The 22,536-nt window shown below is 43.0% G+C and carries 15 protein-coding genes; 6 read left to right on the top strand and 9 right to left on the bottom strand.

Annotation, left to right across the window (positions count from 1 at the left end):
- Positions 1-70: 70 nt before the first annotated feature.
- On the bottom strand, positions 71-700 hold the full coding sequence (locus L2729_RS18095; protein ID WP_102039235.1) for an arylesterase: 630 nt from the start codon (positions 698-700) through the stop codon (positions 71-73).
- Between L2729_RS18095 and L2729_RS18090 the strand changes: the two genes are divergently transcribed.
- The gene (locus L2729_RS18090) at positions 681-1,448 is read left to right on the top strand and encodes an ABC transporter ATP-binding protein (protein WP_248989512.1); all 768 of its coding nucleotides are present in this window, start codon (positions 681-683) and stop codon (positions 1,446-1,448) included. The two genes, L2729_RS18095 and L2729_RS18090, sit on opposite strands and share 20 nt — an antisense overlap.
- The gene (locus tag L2729_RS18085) at positions 1,439-3,892 is read left to right on the top strand and encodes an ABC transporter permease (RefSeq protein ID WP_248989511.1); all 2,454 of its coding nucleotides are present in this window, start codon (positions 1,439-1,441) and stop codon (positions 3,890-3,892) included. The genes L2729_RS18090 and L2729_RS18085 overlap by 10 nt, the downstream gene beginning before the upstream one ends.
- An 84-nt stretch (positions 3,893-3,976) precedes the next feature.
- On the opposite strand, the gene L2729_RS18080 is transcribed toward L2729_RS18085, so the two are convergent.
- Complete coding sequence (locus L2729_RS18080) at positions 3,977-4,879, bottom strand: TIGR01777 family oxidoreductase (protein WP_248989510.1); 903 nt, start codon at positions 4,877-4,879, stop codon at positions 3,977-3,979.
- A 366-nt stretch (positions 4,880-5,245) separates the two neighbouring features.
- On the opposite strand from L2729_RS18080, the gene L2729_RS18075 reads away from it, so the two are divergent.
- Positions 5,246-6,328 carry an AI-2E family transporter gene (locus L2729_RS18075; RefSeq protein WP_248989509.1) on the top strand — a complete coding sequence of 361 codons (1,083 nt, stop codon included), beginning with the start codon at positions 5,246-5,248 and terminating at the stop codon, positions 6,326-6,328.
- A gap of 5 nt (positions 6,329-6,333) precedes the next feature.
- Positions 6,334-7,245, top strand: a complete 912-nt coding sequence (locus L2729_RS18070) for a class I SAM-dependent methyltransferase (protein WP_101092124.1) — start codon at positions 6,334-6,336, stop codon at positions 7,243-7,245.
- 1,110 nt (positions 7,246-8,355) lie between these two features.
- Here the strand turns inward: L2729_RS18070 and L2729_RS18065 are convergent.
- The 3 genes from L2729_RS18065 to ackA all read right to left on the bottom strand — a co-directional run bounded on the left by L2729_RS18065 (position 8,356) and on the right by ackA (position 13,073).
- Positions 8,356-8,817 carry a hypothetical protein gene (locus L2729_RS18065; protein WP_248989508.1) on the bottom strand — a complete coding sequence of 154 codons (462 nt, stop codon included), beginning with the start codon at positions 8,815-8,817 and terminating at the stop codon, positions 8,356-8,358.
- 804 nt (positions 8,818-9,621) lie between these two features.
- A complete protein-coding gene (pta, locus tag L2729_RS18060) occupies positions 9,622-11,766 on the bottom strand; it encodes a phosphate acetyltransferase (protein ID WP_248989507.1) in 2,145 nt (714 codons plus the stop codon).
- A 110-nt stretch (positions 11,767-11,876) separates the two neighbouring features.
- Positions 11,877-13,073, bottom strand: coding sequence for an acetate kinase (gene ackA, locus L2729_RS18055; RefSeq protein WP_248989506.1), 1,197 nt, complete (start codon positions 13,071-13,073; stop codon positions 11,877-11,879).
- Between the two features lie 200 nt (positions 13,074-13,273).
- On the opposite strand from ackA, the gene yfbV reads away from it, so the two are divergent.
- Positions 13,274-13,717, top strand: a complete 444-nt coding sequence (yfbV, locus tag L2729_RS18050) for a terminus macrodomain insulation protein YfbV (protein WP_101092128.1) — start codon at positions 13,274-13,276, stop codon at positions 13,715-13,717.
- 35 nt (positions 13,718-13,752) lie between these two features.
- Here the strand turns inward: yfbV and pflA are convergent, their stop codons facing one another.
- The 3 genes from pflA to L2729_RS18035 all read right to left on the bottom strand — a co-directional run bounded on the left by pflA (position 13,753) and on the right by L2729_RS18035 (position 18,882).
- The gene (gene pflA, locus L2729_RS18045; RefSeq protein ID WP_248989505.1) at positions 13,753-14,493 is read right to left on the bottom strand and encodes a pyruvate formate lyase 1-activating protein; all 741 of its coding nucleotides are present in this window, start codon (positions 14,491-14,493) and stop codon (positions 13,753-13,755) included.
- 71 nt (positions 14,494-14,564) lie between these two features.
- Entirely contained in the window at positions 14,565-16,847 is a 2,283-nt protein-coding gene (pflB, locus tag L2729_RS18040; RefSeq protein ID WP_248989504.1) for a formate C-acetyltransferase, read from the bottom strand.
- Between the two features lie 502 nt (positions 16,848-17,349).
- Positions 17,350-18,882, bottom strand: a complete 1,533-nt coding sequence (locus L2729_RS18035) for a DUF3360 family protein (protein WP_248989503.1) — start codon at positions 18,880-18,882, stop codon at positions 17,350-17,352.
- 943 nt (positions 18,883-19,825) lie between these two features.
- Between L2729_RS18035 and focA the strand changes: the two genes are divergently transcribed.
- Positions 19,826-21,388, top strand: coding sequence for a formate transporter FocA (gene focA / locus L2729_RS18030; protein ID WP_248989502.1), 1,563 nt, complete (start codon positions 19,826-19,828; stop codon positions 21,386-21,388).
- 60 nt (positions 21,389-21,448) lie between these two features.
- On the opposite strand, the gene L2729_RS18025 is transcribed toward focA, so the two are convergent.
- Complete coding sequence (locus L2729_RS18025; protein ID WP_248989501.1) at positions 21,449-22,363, bottom strand: LysR substrate-binding domain-containing protein; 915 nt, start codon at positions 22,361-22,363, stop codon at positions 21,449-21,451.
- Positions 22,364-22,536: the final 173 nt, after the last annotated feature.

The following is a 22,536-nucleotide window of genomic DNA, read 5'->3' as shown; positions in this document are numbered from 1 at the left end:
GTCTAATAGCTTAATAATCTACAAAGTTGGCAAGCAAGCTTCAAGAACTATGTTTGTTTTTAGCACTTTTTTAAAGTGCTTGTTGGATCCAAGGCAGCATAAATTCAGCAATTTGTGGCTGTGCTTTTGCATTTGGATGGATCCCATCTCTTTGCATCAACGTACTGTCTATGACAATGGATTCCATAAAGAATGGCATCAGGGTGATTTCGTGCTCTGCTGCGAGTTCTTTATAGACATTGCTAATTTGTGATGCATAGCGGGGACCGTAGTTAGGCGGCACCATTATCTCGCTTAACAGCACTTTTATCTGTTTTGTCTTTGCAAGTTCTATGATTTTTGTAAGATTATCTTTCAATTGTTTAGGAGGAAAACCACGCAGTCCGTCATTGCCACCTAGCTCAATTAAAATAACGTCAGGGCTTGCAGATTCAAGCAGGGCGGGCAGTCTACGCAATCCGCCAGCTGAAGTTTCACCACTTACAGAGCCGTTAATGATGGTATGTTGAGGCATATTTGTTCGTAATAGATGCACCCATCCTTCATTTTCTGGCATACCATAGCTTGCACTTAGGCTGTCACCTAGGATTAATATAGGGGCAGCACTCAGTGGAAAACTGCTGAATATAAATAATATGACAAAACCACATAGTCGGTTTTTAAGGTTAAAGAAGGGTTTTATGTCTGAAAATAGCGCCATAACAGTAAGCCACCTAATTAAATCGGTTAATACTCAAGAGGGAGAGTTGACTATCCTCAACGGCATTAATATGGATGTCAAGCAGGGGGAGAGTGTTGCGATACTTGGGCCGTCGGGTTCCGGTAAGTCAACCTTGCTTGGTTTACTTGCCGCGCTGGATTCTCCTAGCCAAGGATCCATTCTACTTGATGGCGTGGCACTTGAAACGTTAAATGAAGAATCTAAAGCGGCACTTCGTAAGCAGAAAGTGAGTTTTATCTTCCAGTCCTTTATGTTGGTCGATACCTTAAACGCGCTGGAAAACGTAATGTTACCGGCAGAGTTGGCCGGGATTGCTAATGCCAAAGAAAAGTCTCAGGCGATGTTAGAACGTGTTGGATTGAGCCACAGACTTAATCATTTCCCTAATCAGCTATCTGGCGGTGAGCAGCAGCGTGTGGCAATCGCCCGTGCATTTATCTGTGAGCCAAAAGTATTGTTTGCCGATGAGCCAACGGGGAACTTGGATTCAGCCAACAGCGATAAAATCGCTGACATGTTGTTTGAACTCAACCGTGAGAGTGACACCACACTGGTGCTGGTGACTCACGATATGATTTTGGCTAGCCGATGTCAGCGACAGTTCATTATGGATTCAGGCAACTTAAGCGAAAAGATAAGCGAAAAAACAACGGATAAGCAAGCAGAAGATACTGAACTAGAAACGGCAAAGATTGCTGTGAATGAAGAGGCAAGTTCATGGAGCTAAAACTTGCATGGAGGCTGTTTAAGCGAGAATTGTCTCAAGGACAACTGCTGCTGATTATTCTCGCTATCACCCTAGCGGTGCTATCGGTAACCGGGTTAGCTTCTGTCAGTGAACGATTGCAGCTCGCGATTAACGGGCAAGCTTCAAAATTTATTGCTGCTGACAGGATTATTAACTCACCCAAAGAGATAGATCCCGCGGTTTTAGCTATCGCTGACAAGATAGGCCTTGCTCGTGTGACCAGCATGCAGTTTAACTCCATGGTATATGCTGGGGATGAATTCCAACTGGTGACGGTAAGAGCTGTTGAAAAAGGCTATCCACTCAAGGGCAATATTGAACTCAGCACTGGGATAGCTCAAGGGCTGCCGAGCGCAGACGATATTTGGTTTGAAACTCGATTAGGCGGTTTACTTGGGTACCCGCAACAGATTGAAATTGGTAATGCTAATTTTAACTTATCCAATGAGATTATCCGCCTACCCGATGCAGGATTTAACCCTTTTGCATCTTCTCCTGTGGTGTTGATGCGGATTGAAGATGTGGCTAAAACACAAGTTATCCAGCCGGGTAGTCGCGTGACATACCTTTACCAATTTGCAGGAGATGCTGCAAAGCTAGAAGCATTTGAGGTGCAAGCTAAACCGCTACTCAATACCAGTCAGCGCTGGGTTGATGTTCAGTCCGGTGACTCGCCAATTGCCAGTGCCGTTAAACGTGCTGAGCGCTTTTTATTACTCGCAAGCTTACTCGGTATCGCGCTTGCTTGTGCGGCCATTGGTATTGCGGCGCAACGATATTGTCAGCGCCACTATGACGTGGTGGCCATGTTGAAGACATTTGGCGCTTCAGCAAAGCAAATAAGAATTTTATTTGGCACCCATCTACTGCTAGTGACTGTTGTGGGTGTTGTTCTTGGCTTAATCGGTGGCGTTGGGCTTGATCGCACGATCACAGCATTTTTACCAGTAGAGATAGCCGCATACAATCCGCCGATGAGCAGACCATTACTGCTCGGGATCGGTACCGGTTTTATCAGTGCCTTTATGTTTTCGGCATATCCTCTAATGCGATTATTGTCTATTCCGCCATTGAGAGTGTTGCAGCGCCAGCTTGAAGGTTTGCAATTAGGGATGTGGCTGCACCTCTTATTAAGCTTAAGTGCAATGGCATTGTTGGGTTACTTGTACTCACAGAGTCTGCCATTAACGTTAACGGTAGTTGCCGCAGTATTATTGTTAGGCACTTTACTGAGTGTTTTAGGCTTCTTTATGATCCGCTTGGGTCATAGTGTTGGTATGAAAACCACTAACCCATTGCAGTTAGCATTGGCGGGGCTTCGCAGACGAGCACGGCAAAATGCAGTGCAGTTAGTCGGGTTCAGTAGCGCATTGGTTTTATTGTTAACCATTTTTGCATTGAGACAAGATCTACTAAACGAGTGGCAAAAGCAGTTACCCGAAAATGCGCCCAATTACTTTTTGGTCAATATTGCGCCAGAAGAAACAGCCACTATTGCAGATTTCTTAAAACCCCATGTAAAAGTACCGCCGGTTATTTACCCTGTGATCAGAGGACGTTTAACCGCGATTAATGACGAGGTACTGATCTCTTCTGAGCAGAAGAAAGCGGGTGGTGAGGGACGGGTTGGGATCTCGCGGGAGTTGAATCTCACCTTCCGTGACAGCATGCCAGACAATAATGAAATTCTTTCTGGTCGCTTTAATCAGGATATTTTTGATGTCTCTGTTGAATCCGGTGTTGCTGAACGTTTGGAATTAGCCTTGGGTGACAGGTTAACTTACACCATTGATAATCAATCTTTGACGGTGAAAGTGGCGAGTATTCGAGCTGTGCATTGGGAAACATTGCAGCCAAACTTCTTTATGATCTTCACAAAAGAAGCATTGGCGCCGTTTGCCTATACCTCCATGTCGAGCTTTCACTTAGAAGAGTCACAGCGCGGCGTTATTTTATCCTTGATAAAGCAGTTTCCAACAGTGTCGATTATCGATGTTGGCGCAATGGTGAAGCAGTTACGCGAAATCATTGATCAAGTTTCTTTATCACTGACCTTAGTGCTGGTATTGGTGTTACTTGCAAGCGCGCTGGTGATGATAGCCCAGACTGAAGCTGGAATGGCAACCAGACAACGTGAACTTGCGGTACTAAGGACATTTGGAGCATCTGGTTGGTTACTTAGAGCTGCCACAGGACTTGAATTTGCGCTACTAGGGACGATTGCGGGAGTGTTGGCGGTTATCGTTGCTGAGTTTACCTTGTACTTATTGAAAACTCAGGTGTTTGAACTCAACGTTTATATGCATTGGCCTTGGTGGGGGATAGCGCCATTGTGTGGTGGTTTGGTGGTTGCTTTACTTGGACTTTGGAGCTGTCGTCAGCTGTTAAACAAATCGTGCAGTGAACTGCTTAAAGGGCATTAAAGCTCAGAGATTGATGGCGGGGAGATTGTTGATTATCTTCCCGCTTTTTCTGTTGAACGAAGCCAACAGCCCCTAAAGTTCAAGTTATTTAAACAGTGCGTTTAATGCACTATCAATTGTAGGGTATTTAAATTCAAAGCCCGCAGTTAACGCCCTTTTAGGCACCACATATTGTCCTTCTATTAACAAAGTCGACATTTCACCTAGCGCCAGTTTCAGTCCAAATGCAGGCACTGGAATACAGGCTGGGCGGTTTAATGCGGCGCCTAATGCCTTGGTGAAATCTTGATTACTGATAGGCGTGGGTGCGCATCCATTGAATATCCCACTGGTTTGTGGGTTGTTAAGTAAGAATTCAATTAAGCCAATTAAGTCATCTTGATGTATCCAACTCATCCCCTGTTTGCCATTGGCGATAGGCCCGCCTAGACCAAGTTTAAAAGCAGGTAACATTTTTGCTAACGCGCCACCTTGGGAACCAAGTACTAAGCCAATGCGAATAATGCATACTCGAGTGCTTTCAGTTGCAGCATTTTGCGCTTCTTGTTCCCACTTGTGACAGACTTTATGAGTAAACTCTGCACGATTTTCTGAGCTTAGTTGCAGTGTTTCATCAATATGTCGTGAGCCTTGGCTACCATAGTATCCGACGGCTGAAGCGCTAACGAATGTGCTTGGTGGGTTATTACTTGCGAGGATCAATTGGGCCAGTTTGGCTGTTATTGACCAACGGCTATGGCATATTGCTTTTTTTTGCGTGTCAGACCACCTTTTTCCCGCTATGGGTTCGCCTGCGAGATTAATCACCGTATCAAAACTGTCTAAGTTCGCTAATCCATCTAGAGAACTAAGGTAGTGATGATGCGTCCCTAAACGCTCAGCGGCATGCTCAGGGTGCCTTGTCAGCAACGTCAGTTGATGATGACTTAACCGTTTTACAAGCTGTGTACCAACAAATCCACTGGCACCAGTAATCAATATATTCATAGGCTTTTGTTTTTTAAGGGCTCTTAATAGAGTCTACGTTAGTTAAGGCAAATAGGATCTATCGTTTTGTCGTCTTAGCCAAAAAATAGTTCTATTACTGCGTATTAATGCCATTTGTTCCGTTAATGAATAACCATAACCTCTTAAACTCTAGCGCCTTAAACTAAAGCGGTGATTTTTATAAAAGCATGCGATAATTCAGAAAATAATTGATCTTGTTACTGTTGCTCGTATTATTAACTCGCCTAAAAGCGTTGAGTTGTTGGTGATACTTGGCACATTTTTATAGTTACTGTTTAGTCGCGTTATGGTTTTTACATTTGAAATACAAAAGCCGCGATATTATTAATCAACAAGGATTTTTTAATGACCCGATTTGAGAATCAAGGCGTCGCATTTAAAGGGTTTGCCATCTCTGCATTTATTGTGGTGATCCTCGCGGGGATCAAGACGGCAAGTCCGATTGTTGTTCCGTTTGTATTATCGGTATTTATTGCCGTGATCTGTAACCCGATGATTAGCTGGCTTACCCGTCATCGTGTCCCAAGAGGGGTTGCGGTATTAATGCTAATGGCATTTATTGTCCTGATGGGTTTGTGGTTGGCGTCTATAGTCGGGACCTCTATCAATGAGTTTTCCACACAATTACCTTTTTATCGTGATCAGTTAATTGAGCAATTTTCTTGGATTGTCGACAAATTGGCCACGCTCAATATTCAGATCTCTAAAGAACAAATACTGGCTTACTTTGATCCTGGTGTAGCATTGTCAATGACCACCAATATGCTGACCGGTGTTGGCAGTGTCATGGCTAACCTGTTCTTAATCATCTTAACCGTTGTGTTTATGTTGTTTGAATCTAATGGGTTTTCAAAAAAGATGCATTTTGCACTTGATGATCCCGATATGCGTTTACAGCAAGTTGACCGTTTTTTAAATTCAGTCAATCAATACATGGTGATTAAAACCTTGGTGAGTTTAGCAACGGGACTCATTGTTGGCGTGGGCTTATACATCATTGGTGTCGATTACGCATTGTTGTGGGGCGTGATTGCTTTTCTGTTCAACTATATTCCAAATATTGGTTCTATCATTGCCGCCATTCCTTCGGTATTGCTGGCCTTTATACAAATAGGCCCTGGTGCTGCAGGCGCTGTTGCTTTGCTGTATTTAGGGACTAACGCGGTTATGGGCAACTTCGTTGAACCCCGATACATGGGACGCGGTCTTGGCCTGTCGACTTTGGTTGTTTTTTTATCATTAATATTTTGGGGCTGGTTGTTAGGTTCTGCCGGCATGTTGTTATCCGTCCCGCTGACCATGATTGTAAAAATTGCCTTAGAGTCTAGCCAAGGCGGACGTTGGTTAGCAGTATTAATCGGTGATGATATTGCTGAAAATCACGATGTTCCCGAAAACGATTTAAAGATTGAAACTAGTAAGAAGTGAGTTAGATGCAGTTATTTATTGAAGCAATAAAAGACGTTACCTTTGGTAATGATGTGAGTCGGCTATTTCATGGCCGTGGTGGGCGTTATCAAGGAGCTGAACACCTTTGCTTAGATTGGTATGCGCCAGTGGTACTGCTGACCAGTTTTAAGCCACTCAATGAGGATGAACTCTCAGTCCTCACAGAGGCTATTGAGCAACGTTGGTGTGAGCTAAAGAGTGTTGAACCAATAAATCTGGTTTTTCAGTACCGTAGTGGCGGTGAAACGCACACCGATATCCTTAAAGGTGAGGTGCCTGAAAAGCACATTGTTGTTGAAAATGGCGCTCAGTTTCAAGTCCATCTGCTACGTGGCCAAAATCATGGCTTATTTTTGGATATGTGCAATGGCCGCCAATGGGTTCGTGAACATAGCGCAGGCAAAAAAGTCCTGAATTTGTTTGCTTATACCTGTGGTTTTTCTATTGCGGCGCTGCAAGGCAAAGCAACTGAGGTGGTTAACATTGATATGAGCAAAGGCTCACTATCGATAGGTAAGCAAAATCACATGCTAAATAATTTTGGTGCTGGGGCGCGCTTTCTTGGACATGATATTTTTAAGTCCTGGGGAAAGTTAACCAAGCTTGGACCTTACGATATTATTATTGCGGATCCACCCAGTAATCAAAAGGGCAGTTTTGTCGCGACAAAAGATTATGCACGCCTGTTAAAACGTTTACCTGATCTATTGGCACCTGATGGCGATATTCTATTATGTTTAAATGCGCCTGAGCTGAGTATTGATTTTTTGAAAGAACAAGTCGCTAGCTACAGCCCGAGTTTGCAGTTTTGTGAACAGATGGCTAATCCTGCTGTCTTTGAAGATATTAATCCTGATAAAGCACTAAAAGTATTGCGGTATAGACAACAAGAATAACCATTTATTTCTAGTTGTCAGGATAGAATAAAATAAAGTAAACAGGCCAAACATGTGTTTGGCCTTTTTTTATGGCTGAGCCTAATAATTGAGTCGATCACTCAGTGCTGATTGCCCATGAGACTCAATGATCTTGGCGATATTATGTCGTCCTCTATGCTTGAGTACCGAGATCTCATTGATAACCATTTCTATGTTAATGCGCCTAGAAGTGAACTGGTACAATGCCTCTGAAACGAACATCTTCAAGTGGGATGGGTATATATATCGACAAATCATCATCCTGATCAAATAATTCGACTAGCTTTCCTGCTTCATAGTCAATTAATGCATTCATTATAATCAACCTCTAACTTTAATTCGTGCGCTTAACTGGATAGCATCTGTGATGCCGTGTATTAATTGATAGCAGTAATGATTAAGTATATTTTTTATTCACGTTAAAAATGTTTTTTAGCGCTGTAAGGAATAAGAAAGTGAAAGACTTTCACCCAAAATAACGAAAAATGGCAGTTTATGACTATTTTAGGGCGGATACAGCAGATCTTACCGTTTAAACTGAAAGTTTTCTGTAAGTGGTGGTTGAATGCTGTTACAATCAGCATCAGAAACACGGCATAGTTGGCATGTTTTAAGAAAGGCAAAATGTCACACTATTGATGACATGCTTTTGTACCCTACACCTAAATCAAAGATCCGGAGTTGTTATGGAAGTTCAAGAATATGAAGGCGCATATTATCAACTACAAGACGAGATGTTAGAGTCTTTACCTGTTGAAATGGATGAAGAAGCATTTTTGGATTAGGGAAAATCACTGAATAAGCCTATCTTTTTTAGGTTTTATCAAGATGAAATAGCAACCAGTGGGTTGCTATTTTTGTTTGTAGAACTAGCACTTTAGATAGGACGGACTACGTCATGCTAGGAAATCAACAGAAAACACCATTTGGCTTTTGATGTTGATTTTATGCCGTCGCTTTGCTCTTTTCTAATTTTACCGTAAGCGAAGCGTTCCGTAGTGACGCAGTTACGTGCCGTAAGGCTGTAGGCCGTTCGTCTAAGATTTTACCGTCTTTGCTAGCACCTAGAACCTCTAATGAGCCTAGCAGCTAACCGTTAACGTTTCTCTTTTCTGGCACCACTTCGGTAATAATCCATTTTCCTTTGCGCTTATTCAAACGTAAGGTTCTGTCATCAACCCAAAATTGCCCACCACGTAGCCCTGTGATTTTGACGATGACAGTGACATCTTCTGTGGTTTTACGAAAGAAATCGATATCGACTTCATCGACTTCCATTCTGACGTCAGTCAATGATAGATTGAGTACATGCCGTTGCACTGAGGCGGCAATATAATAGTGGGTAAGGATCTCTTTCATTGGATCATCAACAAACAGTTTTGCTTTTTCGACGTCACGTTCGACGTAGATAGCATTTAAGAATCCAAGAGAAGACAGCTCAGGTGTGCGCATAGAGGGGACGGATGCATCGGCTAGGATAGAATCGCTATCCGTATAGTCACAAGCAGAAACAGCGAACAGCGCAATGATAACAAGAAAGTATTTCAACATAGATAGCTATTATTAGTATTTCTAGCAGTATCACGATTCTCCAGCCTTAACGCAAGATTTTAGTGCGATACTCCTTGCATTAAGGATGTGTTCATTCAGTGGCTATTCAACGCGCTGAAGACCCGCTGAGAACTCGACGCTAATCGTATGTCCTCGGCTCCGGCATTCTAGGTAGCAGCTCCATGGGTTACTCTCGGCAATGGCTTTTGCATTATTCTAGTTTCGTCAATCTATGGTCCCTCCGGTTTGCAAACATTCAGTCATTCTTCCCTGTACATGTGACATCCTTTATCTGACCTCAATAGACCATATCGGTGCTATATCAAATGTTCCTATACGTAACATGAATACATCGAACCCTGCCTAGGGAAAACATTCGAGATCCCATTTCTGCTTTGCATTGTTTTACAAGGGAGTAACGATTATCTCAACTATGCGCCTTGAATTGAAAGCTTGAGTATTTCTAAATGGACCATATTTCCATGTAATTGGTATTAGATCGCAGTCAAAGCTTGACCTAGATAAAGATCTCAGGCATATCTGTATAGATAACTTATAAAGGTTATCCACAGAATCTGTGGACAAGTGTGTTGAAGACTATTTTTTGTTTACTTAAGTCGTTAATATATCAGTTAAAAATAGACTGGTCATTTTTTGACGCATTTCTGCTGTGTTCACAATTCAATCTTCAAATTCTTACTTTACACAGCCGAACAACAGCTAATACGATCGCATCGATCCTAACTCGGTTGATTTTAAACCAAAAAAAAGCCTGCATCAGCAGGCTTTTTTAGTATTGTAATATTAGCTTTCGTTTTGCGCAGCTTGAATTGCTGTTAAAGCAATAGTGTAAACAATATCATCGACGAGTGCGCCGCGTGATAGATCGTTTACTGGTTTGCGCATACCTTGCAGCATAGGACCAATTGATATCAGGTCTGCACTTCGTTGAACCGCTTTATACGTTGTATTACCTGTGTTGAGGTCTGGGAATACAAATACGGTTGCTTGACCTGCTACAGGGCTGTTTGGTGCTTTAGAACGAGCTACATTCGGCATCACTGCAGCGTCATACTGTAAAGGTCCATCAATCACTAAGTCTGGACGTTTCTCTTTGGCAATACGCGTTGCTTCACGCACCTTATCAACATCTGAACCGGTTCCTGAACTTCCCGTTGAGTAGCTGATCATCGCAACGCGAGGCTCAATACCGAATGCAATTGCTGATTCAGCAGATTGAATTGCAATATCAGCCAATTGCTCAGCACTAGGATCAGGGTTGATCGCGCAGTCACCATAAACGAAGACTTGATCTGGCATCAACATAAAGAAGATAGAAGAGACTAAGTTTGAACCCGGTGCTGTTTTGATTAACTGCAGCGGCGGACGTATGGTATTAGCGGTCGTGTTAACGGCACCAGATACAATGCCATCAACTTCGCCTTGCGCCAACATCATAGTACCGAGCACCATGTTGTCTTCTAATTGCTCTTTAGCAACGACTTCAGTCAAACCTTTATTGCGTCGAAGCTCAACCATAGGCTCGACATAACGGCTACGTGCTGACTCAGGTTCAATGATCTCGACACCTTCACCTAAGGTTACGCCTTGCTGAGTGGCAATACGCTCAATCTCTTCGCGATTACCCAGTAGAACACAACGTGCAATACCACGTTCAGCACAAATGCTGGCAGCTTCAATTGTTCTAGGTTCATCACCTTCAGGTAAAACAACGGTTTTACCTGCAGCACGTGCAAGCTCTGTTAACTTGTAACGGAACGCAGGTGGCGATAAACGGTGCTCACGTGGTGAGTGCTTCGTTACGCTTTCTACCCAGCTTTGGTCGATATGCCCAGCAACAAACTCTTGAACCTGTTCAATACGGACGGCATCATCAACGGGCACTTCGTGATCGAAACGCTGTATGTTAAGCGATGTTTGCCAAGTATTGGTGTCAATCAGGAATACAGGCAAGCCTGTTTCGAACGCTTGCTCACAAAGCTCCATAATTTGCGGCTCTGGCTCATATCCGCCCGTTAGCAAGAGTGCGCCAACTTTTACGCCGTTCATTGAAGCAAGACATGCTGAAACGATAACATCACTACGATCACCTGAAGTGACGAGCAACGAATCGGTTTTAATATGGGTAACCATATTGGGAATACTGCGAGCACAAAAGGTCACTTTGCGCATACGGCGGGTGTGCATTTCACCCGCATTGATGATTTTGGCGCTTAAGTGCTTTGCAAGATCTGATGCGCGAGGTGCCACTAGATCAAGGTTGTAAGGCACACTGCCTAAAATTCGAATTTTGCTCTTACCTGGAAGTTGAAACATGCTTGCTGCATCAGCGCGCTGAATATCATCGTTGGTAAAGACTTCAGATAAGTCTGGACGAGCACGACCTTCGTCATCAACGGGGGCGCCAATTTTGTTGATAATGGCACCAATGAGACGTTTATTTTTATTCCCACCCCATGAATTATGTGAGATCTCTAGGCGGTTCATTAGCGCAGTCGCACTTTCATTACCAGGAGTGGCGACAAAAATCACATCAGCATCTAATGCTTTAGCAATCGCATGGTTCACGTCGCTTGAGAAAGGGTGGTTACGAGTTTGCACTAAGCCTTCGACAATGATGGTCTCAGTATCGTCTGTGCATTCAGTTGCACGAGCGATAATCTGCTCCATTAATACGTCTGTTTTATCAGCACGAATGAGGTTTTCAGCATGAGCCATATCGAATGGTTCGAGTGGATTAACCGTGGGTGACTTGCTTAAGATGGTGGTTGAACGTTCGGGCCCACGATCCATTGGACGTTGTTGGGCTATCGGCTTAAAAAAGCGAACCTTAACACCGTGACGCTCAAGCGCACGAACCATACCTAAACTAATAGATGTTAACCCTACACCAGTCCCTATAGGGATGAGCATAATGTTGCGAGACATAAATACCTCTTGAAACTCGAGAACGCCACAAAAGTATGGCATTAGAAATGTTGTTTTGAGCTGCGAAGCTATCTAGCTTGCAGCTCAAGATGAAAATAGATAGGTCGGTACTATTTAATTAGCGCAACAGAATCTTGTGCGATAACCCACTCTTCATTTGTTGGGATCACCATCGCGACAGGACCTTCATCTTTGGTTATTTTACCTTGCTTACCAAAACGGGCAGCGGTGTTACGCTCGTTGTCGACTTTAAAATTGAAAATAGCCAATAAGCTAAGTACTTTCTCACGAATGAGATCAGAGTTTTCACCAATGCCGCCAGTAAATACCAGTGCGTCAAGACGCCCTAAAGGCACGGTGTAAGAAGCGATATACTTAGCTAAGCGATAGCAGAAAATCTCAAGCGCAAGTGTGGCGCCTTTATGGCCTGACTCATATCCTTCTTCAATACCGCGGCAATCGTTAGTCAGCTCAGATATACCCAATAGGCCACTTTGCTTGTTCATCAAGTTGTTCACTTCATCAGGCGTATAGCCCAATTTATTGATCAGATGATATACGATAGAAGGGTCAATATCACCACAACGGGTGCCCATGACCAGACCTTCTAGAGGTGTTAGGCCCATAGAAGTATCTACACTCTTACCACCTTTAATCGCAGTAACAGATGCACCATTACCGAGGTGGGCACAGATAATATTAGTATCAGAGATCTCTTTGCCGAGGGCTTTAGCCGCTTCACGGCTGATGAATAAATGGCTTGTGCCATGAGCACCATAGCGGCGTATACCGTGTTCACGATACAGTTTGTATGGAAGAGCATAAATGTAAGCATGTTCAGGCATAGTTTGATGAAAAGCGGTATCAAACACTGCAACCTGTGGAAGCTCAGGAAAAGAAGCTAGAGAGGCACGAATACCAATGAGGTGAGCAGGGTTATGAAGAGGAGCGAATACTGCACTTTCTTCGATACCTTTTATTACTGTTTCGTCAATGATGACCGATTGTGTGTACTTCTCACCACCGTGAACGATACGATGACCAATCACTTGGATTTTTTCGGCAATTTGTGGATGTTCACCCAAAATGTCTTTGACAATATACTCGACAGCTTCTCTGTGTGCGGTAAATGCACCTAGGTTAGCTTGGTGCTTCACACCGTCTACTTTCCATTTGATTCGAGAATCTTCTAGCCCAAAACACTCGGCTAGACCAGAAATTTGGTCATCACCAGTTAGCGCATCAATAACCGCAAACTTAAGAGATGAACTACCACAGTTAAGCACTAAAACCAGTTTATTTGACATGTTTAAACCTTTCGCAATAAGTAATGAAATCGTTTGATTCACTGTTTAATAATAACTTCTATGGCAACTATAGGCCGAAGTCGTAAAATGTGCCCTGTTAAAAGAGCTAAAATCTGTTGCTTACCCGGCATAGAGTCTTGGGGCAAGCTGAGTGTTTGTGCTAGAGTTAGGCTTGTTATTGATTCTTATAGGAGCCATTTTTGAGCATTTATGTTCTCAAAACCCTAGGTGAAGGCCGTCGTTATATGAAGACTTGGCCTATGGTTAGACAACTGAGTTTTTACTTTCCTGAGTATCGCGTTATGCGCGCCACTCAAATTGCTTTGCCATTAATGCCATTTTTGGCCATATTGGCGGGTGCAAGTCAGTTATACCTGCACGGTTGGGATTACCTACCTCAGGCCATCACCATTGCTTTGTTCTTTATTAGCTTACCTATTCAAGGTCTGCTTTGGTTAGGTTGGCGTTCTCGCCATCCCTTGCCGTTATCTTTATTTGACTGGGGTAATCAGTTATCAACAAAACTGCTGCAAATGGGGGTTAATTGTCGACCCTTAGGCGCTAAAGCTTGCTACTTCGATATGGCGCTTATTCTAAAAGCGGCATTCGAGTGTTTGGATGCAAGTTATTGGGAAGAGCTTTAGCTTTTGTTTGCTTTTATTGCTGAACGTAAGAACATTTAGTAAATTGCATTAATACCCATATCGATGAAGACTTGCTTTATCTGTTCCATTGTTTCAGAACTTGGAGGAGATATCTGGTTGAGTTCATACTCTTCACCCATCGCTTCCCATTTATGTTTACCTAACTCGTGGTAGGGCAGTAATTCTACTTTTTCGATATTGCTCATTGGCTTAATAAACTCAGCCAGTGCTTGTGCTGATGGAATGTCGTCTGTAAATCCACCGACAACTACATATCTAATCCAGGTTTTTTTACCACGTTTGTGCAAATACTCGGCAAACTGCAACGTACGTTGATTACTCACTTTTGTGAGGTCGATGTGCTTTTTGTCGTTCATCTGTTTTATATCAAGTAACACCAGATCGGTATTATCGAGTAACTCATCAATGACTGGCGTATATTTACGCACGAATCCATTGGTGTCTAAGCAGGTATGAATACCTTCTTTTTTACAGGCTTGAAAAAGCTCAGCAACGAACTCAGCTTGTAATACAGCTTCACCGCCACTCGCCGTGACTCCACCACCACTGGCTTCAAGAAAAGGTCGATAGCTAATTATTTGGCTCATTAGCTCATCGACTTTAATTTCTTTACCGCCGTGTAGATCCCAAGTGTCGCGGTTATGACAGTATTGGCAACGCATTAAACAACCTTGCATAAAGGTGATAAATCTTATGCCAGGTCCGTCTACGGTCCCAAAGGACTCTAGGGAATGAATTCGACCTATTACTGCCATTTCTGCTCCTTAATAAGACTGGTGTAATCTTGTACTACACCAGTCAAATCAACACTAAGTGACTAACTGGCTTACAGACCTTTAGTAAAGGTACGTGTGATAACGTCTTGCTGTTGCTCAGGGGTTAGCGAGTTAAAGCGCACTGCGTAACCAGAAACACGGATGGTTAGTTGAGGATACTTATCTGGATTAACCACGGCATCTTCAAGCATTTCACGGTTCATCACGTTAACGTTGAGGTGTTGACCACCTTCACGGCTATCGTTATGTGCAAAGTAACCATCCATTAGTGCCGCAAGGTTGGCTTTACGACCATCTTCATCTTTACCTAACGCATTAGGTACGATAGAGAAAGTGTAAGAGATCCCGTCTTGTGCATGAGCAAATGGTAGTTTAGCAACTGATGTTAAAGAAGCGATAGCGCCATTTTCATCACGACCGTGCATTGGGTTTGCGCCTGGAGCAAAAGGTGCGCCTGCTGGACGTCCATCAGGTGTGTTACCTGTCTTCTTACCGTAAACCACGTTAGAGGTAATGGTTAAGATAGACTGAGTTGGAATTGCATCACGGTACATCTTCATGCTGCGGATCTTAGCCATAAAGCGTTCAACAAGCTCAGTTGCTAAATCATCAACGCGTGCATCGTTGTTACCAAACTTAGGATAGTCACCGCTGATATCGAAATCGACAGCGATACCATTTTCGTCACGAATTGGCTTTACAGTACCGAATTTAATCGCTGATAGTGAGTCAGCAGCAATCGAAAGACCCGCAATACCACACGCCATAGTACGACGTACATCTCTGTCATGAAGCGCCATAAGCGCAGCTTCATAAGAGTACTTGTCGTGCATAAAGTGGATGGCATTCAATGCAGATACATATTGAGTTGCAAGCCAATCCATCATGGTGTCTAAACGACCCATAACGTCATCAAAATCTAATACTTCGTCAGTGATTGGCGCGTACTTAGGACCAATTTGAGTCTTAAGTTTTTCGTCAACACCACCGTTGATAGCATAAAGCATTGTTTTAGCAAGGTTGGCACGCGCACCGAAGAACTGCATGTGCTTACCAACAACCATAGGGCTTACACAACATGCGATAGCATAATCGTCAGATGCGAAATCTGGACGCATTAGATCATCGTTTTCATATTGGATAGCGCTAGTATCAATTGATACTTTAGCCGCGTACTTCTTGAAGTTTAGCGGTAATGCCTCTGACCATAGAACCGTGATGTTTGGCTCTGGGCTAGGGCCCATGTTGTACAATGTGTGTAAGAAACGGAAGCTAGATCGAGTCACTAGAGTACGGCCATCAAGACCCATACCCGCGATTGACTCTGTAGCCCAAATTGGGTCACCTGAGAATAACTCGTCGTATTCTGGTGTACGTAGGAAACGTACCATACGCAGCTTCATCACGAAATGGTCAACCATTTCCTGTGCTTCTTGCTCAGTTAGTACACCTGCGTCGATATCACGTTCGATAAAGATATCGAGGAAGCTTGAAGTACGACCAAGTGACATTGCTGCGCCGTTTTGGCTCTTAACAGCGGCAAGGTAACCAAAGTAAGTCCACTGGATTGCTTCTTTAGCGTTAGTCGCAGGCTTTGAGATGTCGAAGCCATAGCTAGCGGCCATCTTTTTCATTTGACCAAGCGCTTTATGCTGCTCTGCAATCTCTTCACGAAGTTGCATAGTGTAAGACAAGTTTTCGCCAGTTTCGAAGTCAGCTTGAAGCGAACCGAATTGAGCAAACTTATCTTGCATAAGGTAGTCAATACCATATAGCGCGATACGACGGTAATCACCAATGATACGACCACGGCCGTAGGCATCAGGTAAACCGGTTAAAATGCCAGACTTACGACAGCCCATAATTTCAGGGGTATAGATGTCGAAAACACCTTGGTTGTGTGTTTTACGTAACTCTGAGTAAACATACTTGATGTTTGAGTCCAGCTCACGGCCATAAGCGGCACAAGAACTTTCAACCATACGAATACCACCGTTGGGTAACATTGCACGCTTGAGCGGTGCTTCTGTCTGTAGACCAACAATAGTTTCTAAATCTTTAGTGATGTAACCCGCTTCGTGAGAGGTAATTGTTGATACTTTATCTGTATCAAAATCAACAGGAGCGTGAGTGCTGTTTTCTTGCTTAACACCAACCATCACTTTATCCCAAAGTTCGGTTGTGGCTGCAGTCGCTTCTGCTAAGAAAGACTCATTGCCCTCGTAAGGAGTGTAGTTAGCTTGAATAAAATCACGCACATTGACTTCAGTTTTCCAATCGCCTGACGTGAAACCTTCCCACGCGTTTGCAAACTGTTCAGTTTTTTCGGTCATCGTACTGTTACCTTTTGTTTGGGATAAAGGTTATTGGGTATCGGCTTTGCCTTAATACACCAATAGCTATTTTAAAACGCCTCTTTAACTCTATCGCTAAGAAGCGCGTGGAAGTGAGCACACTTCTCTGAAATCTGTTTGGCTTTCTTCTATAAGTAACATCGTAATGCTTTGGATGTTAACTCTATAAATTGGTAAGACCAATTAACCATGTATATATTAGCATGGCAGTCAGTATGCTGCACCTTTATCAAAGTGGAAATCGTTCATAAATCCTAAAACTGTTAACAAGGCAGCATTTTCTGAACAATTTAATGTTTGCATCCTTTTACGATGTCAGGTATTCGAGAGTTGGTCTGATTTTCGCAAGTAGATTTTTAATATCAATATTTGCTTTGATGCTACTGGTTGATAAAACTAATGATGAGTATCAAAGATATTGATAAGAATTATAGATGAGAAAATGAGGAAGAGAGCGGAGGACTCTCTTCCTTATTATCATTTAAAGCAGTGCCGGTATACCTGTGATCATACCAACCGCTAGCATCGCAGCCAGACAGATAATAAAAGCTAACCCAGGGATAACGATACGGTCAGTTACCGACAGTGATTTGGCGCGTTCTTTATCACCAATTAGACCATTGTTGTCTAAGAACATGGTCAATGCCCACGCTAATACTGGGTTTGCCACAAAGGCGGCAAAGATACATATACCCGCGGCTTGGCTGTTTTTGGTGTTTTTCACCATCTGCATACCCGCTTCAAGCAATGGTAAAAACACGCCGACTAAAAGTGCAATCGACATAACAGGACGCCAGACCGTGATATCCATCGGATAACCAATGACAGCGACAGCGATACACATAATGCCGAGCAAAATAGCACCCGCTGGAATAGGACGCTTAGCAATCGCAGCAGGGATCATGTAGGTCCCCCAAGATGAGGTGATATTACCACCACCGACTGCAGTTCCGACAATTTGACGTAGAGAACAGGTTGTCATTGTGTCATCAACGTCCATCAATACTTTCTCAGCACCTTTTGGATAGTTGAGTTCTTGGAAAATTCTGTGTCCCAAAAAGTCTGGTGACCACATCGCCACAGCGAGAATGGCAAACGGTAATGACGCGATGAAATGTTGGAGGTTAGGTAAGCCTAACTGCCAGCCATATTCAGTTGATCCCCACCAATACATAGGGTTTAAATTTGGAATGCCTGGTTCAGTTACAAACTGAAGGTCTAGCCCCGCACCAAGTGCAAAAGCCAGTATTATAGCGGCAATTGAACACAGTGGAATGGCTAGCCAGCGCTTACCTATTTTAGCGAGGTAAGAGTAGAGAATGACGTTGGCTAATAAAATAAAGAAGGCTACATAGCTTAAGCTGTAATCTAAAGCATGTTTAGCCTCAAGCCCGCCAGCCCAATCAAATAATGAGGTTATTTGACTTTTAGCGCCCATAAAACCTAAGAAAACGAGCAAGCCACCTGCCACACCACTGCTGGTCAAGTTAACTAACTTCGACCCGCCTTTAAAGTAACTAAGAATGAGGCCGAATACACCGAGCAAAATGGCTAATGCTAGTGGATGAGCTCCTGCTAGCGCGATAGCACCAATCAATGGGATCATTGGTCCATGATTACCGGCGAGATTGGCTCGGGGGTTAATAAATCCTGAACTAATAATACAAAAGAGTAGGGCCGGAATAAGCATTTCAACTCGCACGACTTGGATAGCAAATTCTGCTCCCAAGTTGACGTGTTCCCAACGGTCTGACAGACCAGAGGCCCATGCAGCCATAACCGCTGAGTACATTACAGTGATACCTATGGTACCGGCGATGGCAGGAACTAAGTCTTCCCATTCGAACCTAAAGTCTCTACCTGGGAGGTTAAGCCCCCAACGTTTTGGCTTCATGATTTTCAGTTCATTATCCAAATACTCTTCGCGGGTATTGAACTCTGATGCTGGACGGTGAAGTGCTTGATAGCTCTGTTCAGAGCCTTCTAGGGCTTCATTTTTTACTGATTCAGGCATAATTTCTCATTCTCCGAGAAGAATTTAGGTGATTCATCGGGATTCGTAACAGCTATGGGTGTTCCCTGTGAATTAACAACTTTTATCGCAATAAGTGTAGTCGACTTAAAGCCTTTGTTAACGCTTCTGTAACGGCTAAGTGCTTTGACGTTGTTGTTGCTCAATGCGGTTACAGTGGTATTCCTTTACATATTGCAAATTGGTCTGACCAATTTACCTCAAGAATATTAACATAGCCACCTAGGTACAACATCAAGTATCAAAGTTATTGAATGTGCTGTTTGGATAATTTGAGAGCAACTTAACAACTTATACAGTGATCACTAAACAATCGAATAATAGGCATGTAATTTGCCTTAGTGTCTAGATCAATAAATTCGACAAAAACGCTCAAATTATAACCGTCAGTAAAGTTGCCTTACTATTGAGCAATCATAGTCACAATAATTGGACGTTTGTCACACCAGATCTAAGTCTTGGTGTGATCTATGCCCGTTTTGGTGTTAATTGAGGAATGATCGAGATTTATCGGTAACCACAAAATGGCTTATACACGTGCTTGAAATTAACTCAAATCAACTGAATTGATAGCACTGCTTAACAACTTACTCATCATCCTTGTTAATCTTTAATCAGCGATTGATGATCCTTTTTTCTTTGTTGTTGTTTTTCATTCATCCCTAAATAATACCAAGTGACAATTTAATCTTCCTTTTATACAAAGCCTTACGCTATTTGTTGTTGTTTTTTACAATTTTAACAACTCGATTTTATTGCCTTTTCATATCAATAATAATGATAGCGATCATCATTATTATCCAATTTTATTGGGCGTGTTATTAGGTTAATTTTGTTCTCAGACCGAGCGAAGCTATGGATTAACAGGAGAATTTAATGAATGTAGCGCATATTAAGTTTAGTGACGTAAAGGCGAGGGGGAAGCATGACTGCACATAGTCAACCAAACCTCATTCCTTTAACGCACCAAACGGAGGCGACAACGAGCCCCGTGAATGCTGCAAAGCCAAGCTTATACCAGCAGGCAGAAGGGTACGGTACAGATAAAGTGATTAAAGCCAAATGGGAATCCTTCGGTTTGGCAATATTTGCTGGTGCATTTATCGCATTGGCTTTTGTGTTTTACATTACGGTCACAACAGGCAGCAGCGGGCCCTGGGGGCTCATCCGTCTAGCGGGAGGACTGGCTTTTAGTCTTGGCTTAATGTTGGTTGTGATCTGTGGTGGAGAGCTGTTTACAAGCACTGTATTGAGCAGTGTAGCTTGGGCACAGAAAAAAGTATCGAGTACGGAGCTGCTTAAATGTTGGGTACGAGTCTACGCAGGAAATTTTGTGGGTGCGATGTTGATGTTGTGCATGATCGTCATCGCAGGCATGCAAAATTTGAACGACGGGCAATGGGGTCTCAACGCCCTTAATATCGCGCAACACAAGCTACACCATGGTTGGTGGCAAGCATTTGTATTGGGTATGTTGTGTAACATGTTGGTTTGTCTCGGTGTGTGGATGACATTCGCCAGTAAAGATGCATTAACTAAAGCTATTCTTTTGATGCTACCTGTTGCCATGTTTGTGAGTAGTGGCTTTGAACACAGCATTGCAAATCTGTTTATGGTGCCTCTCGGTATCGTTATTGCCCAATTTTCTGATCCAAGTTGGTTCGAAGCACTCAATGTGACGCAAAGTCAATTTGCAGATCTTACGATAAATCATTTTATTATCAATAATTTAATACCCGTTACTTTGGGTAATGTTGTCGGCGGCGGCCTATTTGTTGGTTTGGGATATTGGTTAATAGAAAAGGCCGATCCAACAGCAAATCAAAGGACTGCATCTTCAAATAAAGAGGCCTGCTTAGCGGAAGTGATTGCGTTAGCGACTTTTGATACTCAAATCGACACCCCATTAGCAAAACAAGCAGAACCTGAGTCTTCACTTATTCAGAGTAACAGCTGTTCTCATCTATTCCCCGGAGTAAAAACAATGCCAAAAACAATTCAAAGACTAAATGTAAGCGATCTTATGAACCCGACACCATTCACTCTTACCGCAGATCTTTCTGTGTATGAAGGGCTTAAACAACTATCAGACAGCGCGAGTCGTGGCGCTCCTGTGGTCAACGAAAAAAAGCAGTTACTTGGGTTTATCTCACAACAGGATCTGTTACGTAGTTTATGGTCTGAAGAGTTTGTTCGTGGTATTAGCTTTAAAGTGGGTGACTTGATGCAAACCCAAGTATTAACAGTCTCGCCTTTAGATGCTGTTGCTGACTTGATTGAGTTAATGGTGGTTGATAGAAGCAAGCTATTCCCAGTCAATGATAGTGCTATGTTGATAGGTAATACGTTTAAAAGCTATGAAGAGCGGCTGCGCGGAGCGAATGCCAGCAAGCCGAGCGTCTTCCCTGTTGTAGATGAGGGCGTGTTATGTGGCGTTATCACGCGAGAAGATATCGCACAAAAAGTATGTGATCTGTACAAGTTTTAAGTCTGTTTTAGATGAAGAGGTGCAATACTCCATTGCACCTCTTCACACTCTATTTAGCTGTTAGCGGCCATTTTTCGATATGAGTTTGTGACGACCTAGGCGTCTAGCTTCAGTGATCACGCAGTCTCTTAAAGGGTTTGCCCCTGAATCATTGCGCCAAACAAATGAAAGATTACGCTGCATATTTAATTCTGGTGTTAATAAAACCACTAACTCGCCACTAGCAATCTCTTTTTCTACATCTAAGTAGGGCAGGCTACTTAAATAAGTCCCATTCTTGACGAGTGCTTTGAGCACTGAGACATATTCATACTCTTTCCATACATGCAGCTTTTCAATGATCCCATGAATCGCACCCTCAAAAATACGACGCGTACCGGCACCTTGTTCGCGCAGTACCCATTTGGCTTGTTCTAGCTGCGCTAAGCTTGCTGATTTTGACTTGGCATAAGGATGATGTGGTGATGAAACGACCACAAGGTGATCATCTAGCCATTGCTCTTGGTGAAGACGACTGTCGTCGTTTCGTCCTTCGATGATGCCAAAGTCGTATTCGTAATTAAGTAAGCCTTCGATCACGTTTTCGGTGTTCTCCACCATCAAGTCAATTCGCAGTTCTGGGAAATCGGTATCAATTTTACTTATAAGTTCTGGAAGCAGATGCTCTGCGGCGGTTTGACTTGAACAAATTCTAAATCTTCCACTGATAAGGTGTTGTTCGTGAAGGCCTAATTGAATCTGTTGCGCATCTTGTAACAAGCGTTTGGCTTTTGGCTTAAGCCAGTTGCCCCAGTGGCTTAGGGTGAGTCTGTTCCCTTGGCGAATGAAGAGTGGTCGACCTAGCAAATTTTCTAATTGTCCTAGCGACATACTGACAGCTGACTGTGTCATAGACAATTTTCTTGCTGCCGCGCTGACACTTTCTAAACTGGCAACGGCATCAAAAACCATGATTTGCTTAAGAGAGTACTTCATTATGTATATTGCTTTCCCTAACTGAAAATTTGCCAAATGGAAACTATCAATTTTATTGATGATCTATAAAGCCTGATTTTAGGGGGGGAGCTTGAGCTACACAAGTTAAGTTGGCTAACGGTTTGAAAAAATTAGAGGCGGCTCACTCTTCTAAATATAGTGTGCACCCAAAT

Source organism: Shewanella gelidimarina, assembly GCF_023283945.1.
Lineage (GTDB): Bacteria > Pseudomonadota > Gammaproteobacteria > Enterobacterales > Shewanellaceae > Shewanella > Shewanella gelidimarina.
The sequence above is the reverse complement of the archived record's forward strand: the minus strand, read 5'-3'. Positions and strand labels throughout refer to the sequence as shown.

Excerpts from the sequence above, each read along its gene's own strand:
- L2729_RS18090 (WP_248989512.1), top strand. The coding sequence starts at position 681 with ATGTCTGAAAATAGCGCCATAACAGTAAGCCACCTAATTAAATCGGTT.
- L2729_RS18095 (WP_102039235.1), bottom strand. The coding sequence starts at position 700 with ATGGCGCTATTTTCAGACATAAAACCCTTCTTTAACCTTAAAAACCGA.
- L2729_RS18085 (WP_248989511.1), top strand. The coding sequence starts at position 1,439 with ATGGAGCTAAAACTTGCATGGAGGCTGTTTAAGCGAGAATTGTCTCAA.
- L2729_RS18080 (WP_248989510.1), bottom strand. The coding sequence starts at position 4,879 with ATGAATATATTGATTACTGGTGCCAGTGGATTTGTTGGTACACAGCTT.
- L2729_RS18075 (WP_248989509.1), top strand. The coding sequence starts at position 5,246 with ATGACCCGATTTGAGAATCAAGGCGTCGCATTTAAAGGGTTTGCCATC.
- L2729_RS18070 (WP_101092124.1), top strand. The coding sequence starts at position 6,334 with ATGCAGTTATTTATTGAAGCAATAAAAGACGTTACCTTTGGTAATGAT.
- L2729_RS18065 (WP_248989508.1), bottom strand. The coding sequence starts at position 8,817 with ATGTTGAAATACTTTCTTGTTATCATTGCGCTGTTCGCTGTTTCTGCT.
- pta (WP_248989507.1), bottom strand. The coding sequence starts at position 11,766 with ATGTCTCGCAACATTATGCTCATCCCTATAGGGACTGGTGTAGGGTTA.
- ackA (WP_248989506.1), bottom strand. The coding sequence starts at position 13,073 with ATGTCAAATAAACTGGTTTTAGTGCTTAACTGTGGTAGTTCATCTCTT.
- pflA (WP_248989505.1), bottom strand. The coding sequence starts at position 14,493 with ATGGCAGTAATAGGTCGAATTCATTCCCTAGAGTCCTTTGGGACCGTA.
- pflB (WP_248989504.1), bottom strand. The coding sequence starts at position 16,847 with ATGACCGAAAAAACTGAACAGTTTGCAAACGCGTGGGAAGGTTTCACG.
- L2729_RS18035 (WP_248989503.1), bottom strand. The coding sequence starts at position 18,882 with ATGCCTGAATCAGTAAAAAATGAAGCCCTAGAAGGCTCTGAACAGAGC.
- focA (WP_248989502.1), top strand. The coding sequence starts at position 19,826 with ATGACTGCACATAGTCAACCAAACCTCATTCCTTTAACGCACCAAACG.
- L2729_RS18025 (WP_248989501.1), bottom strand. The coding sequence starts at position 22,363 with ATGAAGTACTCTCTTAAGCAAATCATGGTTTTTGATGCCGTTGCCAGT.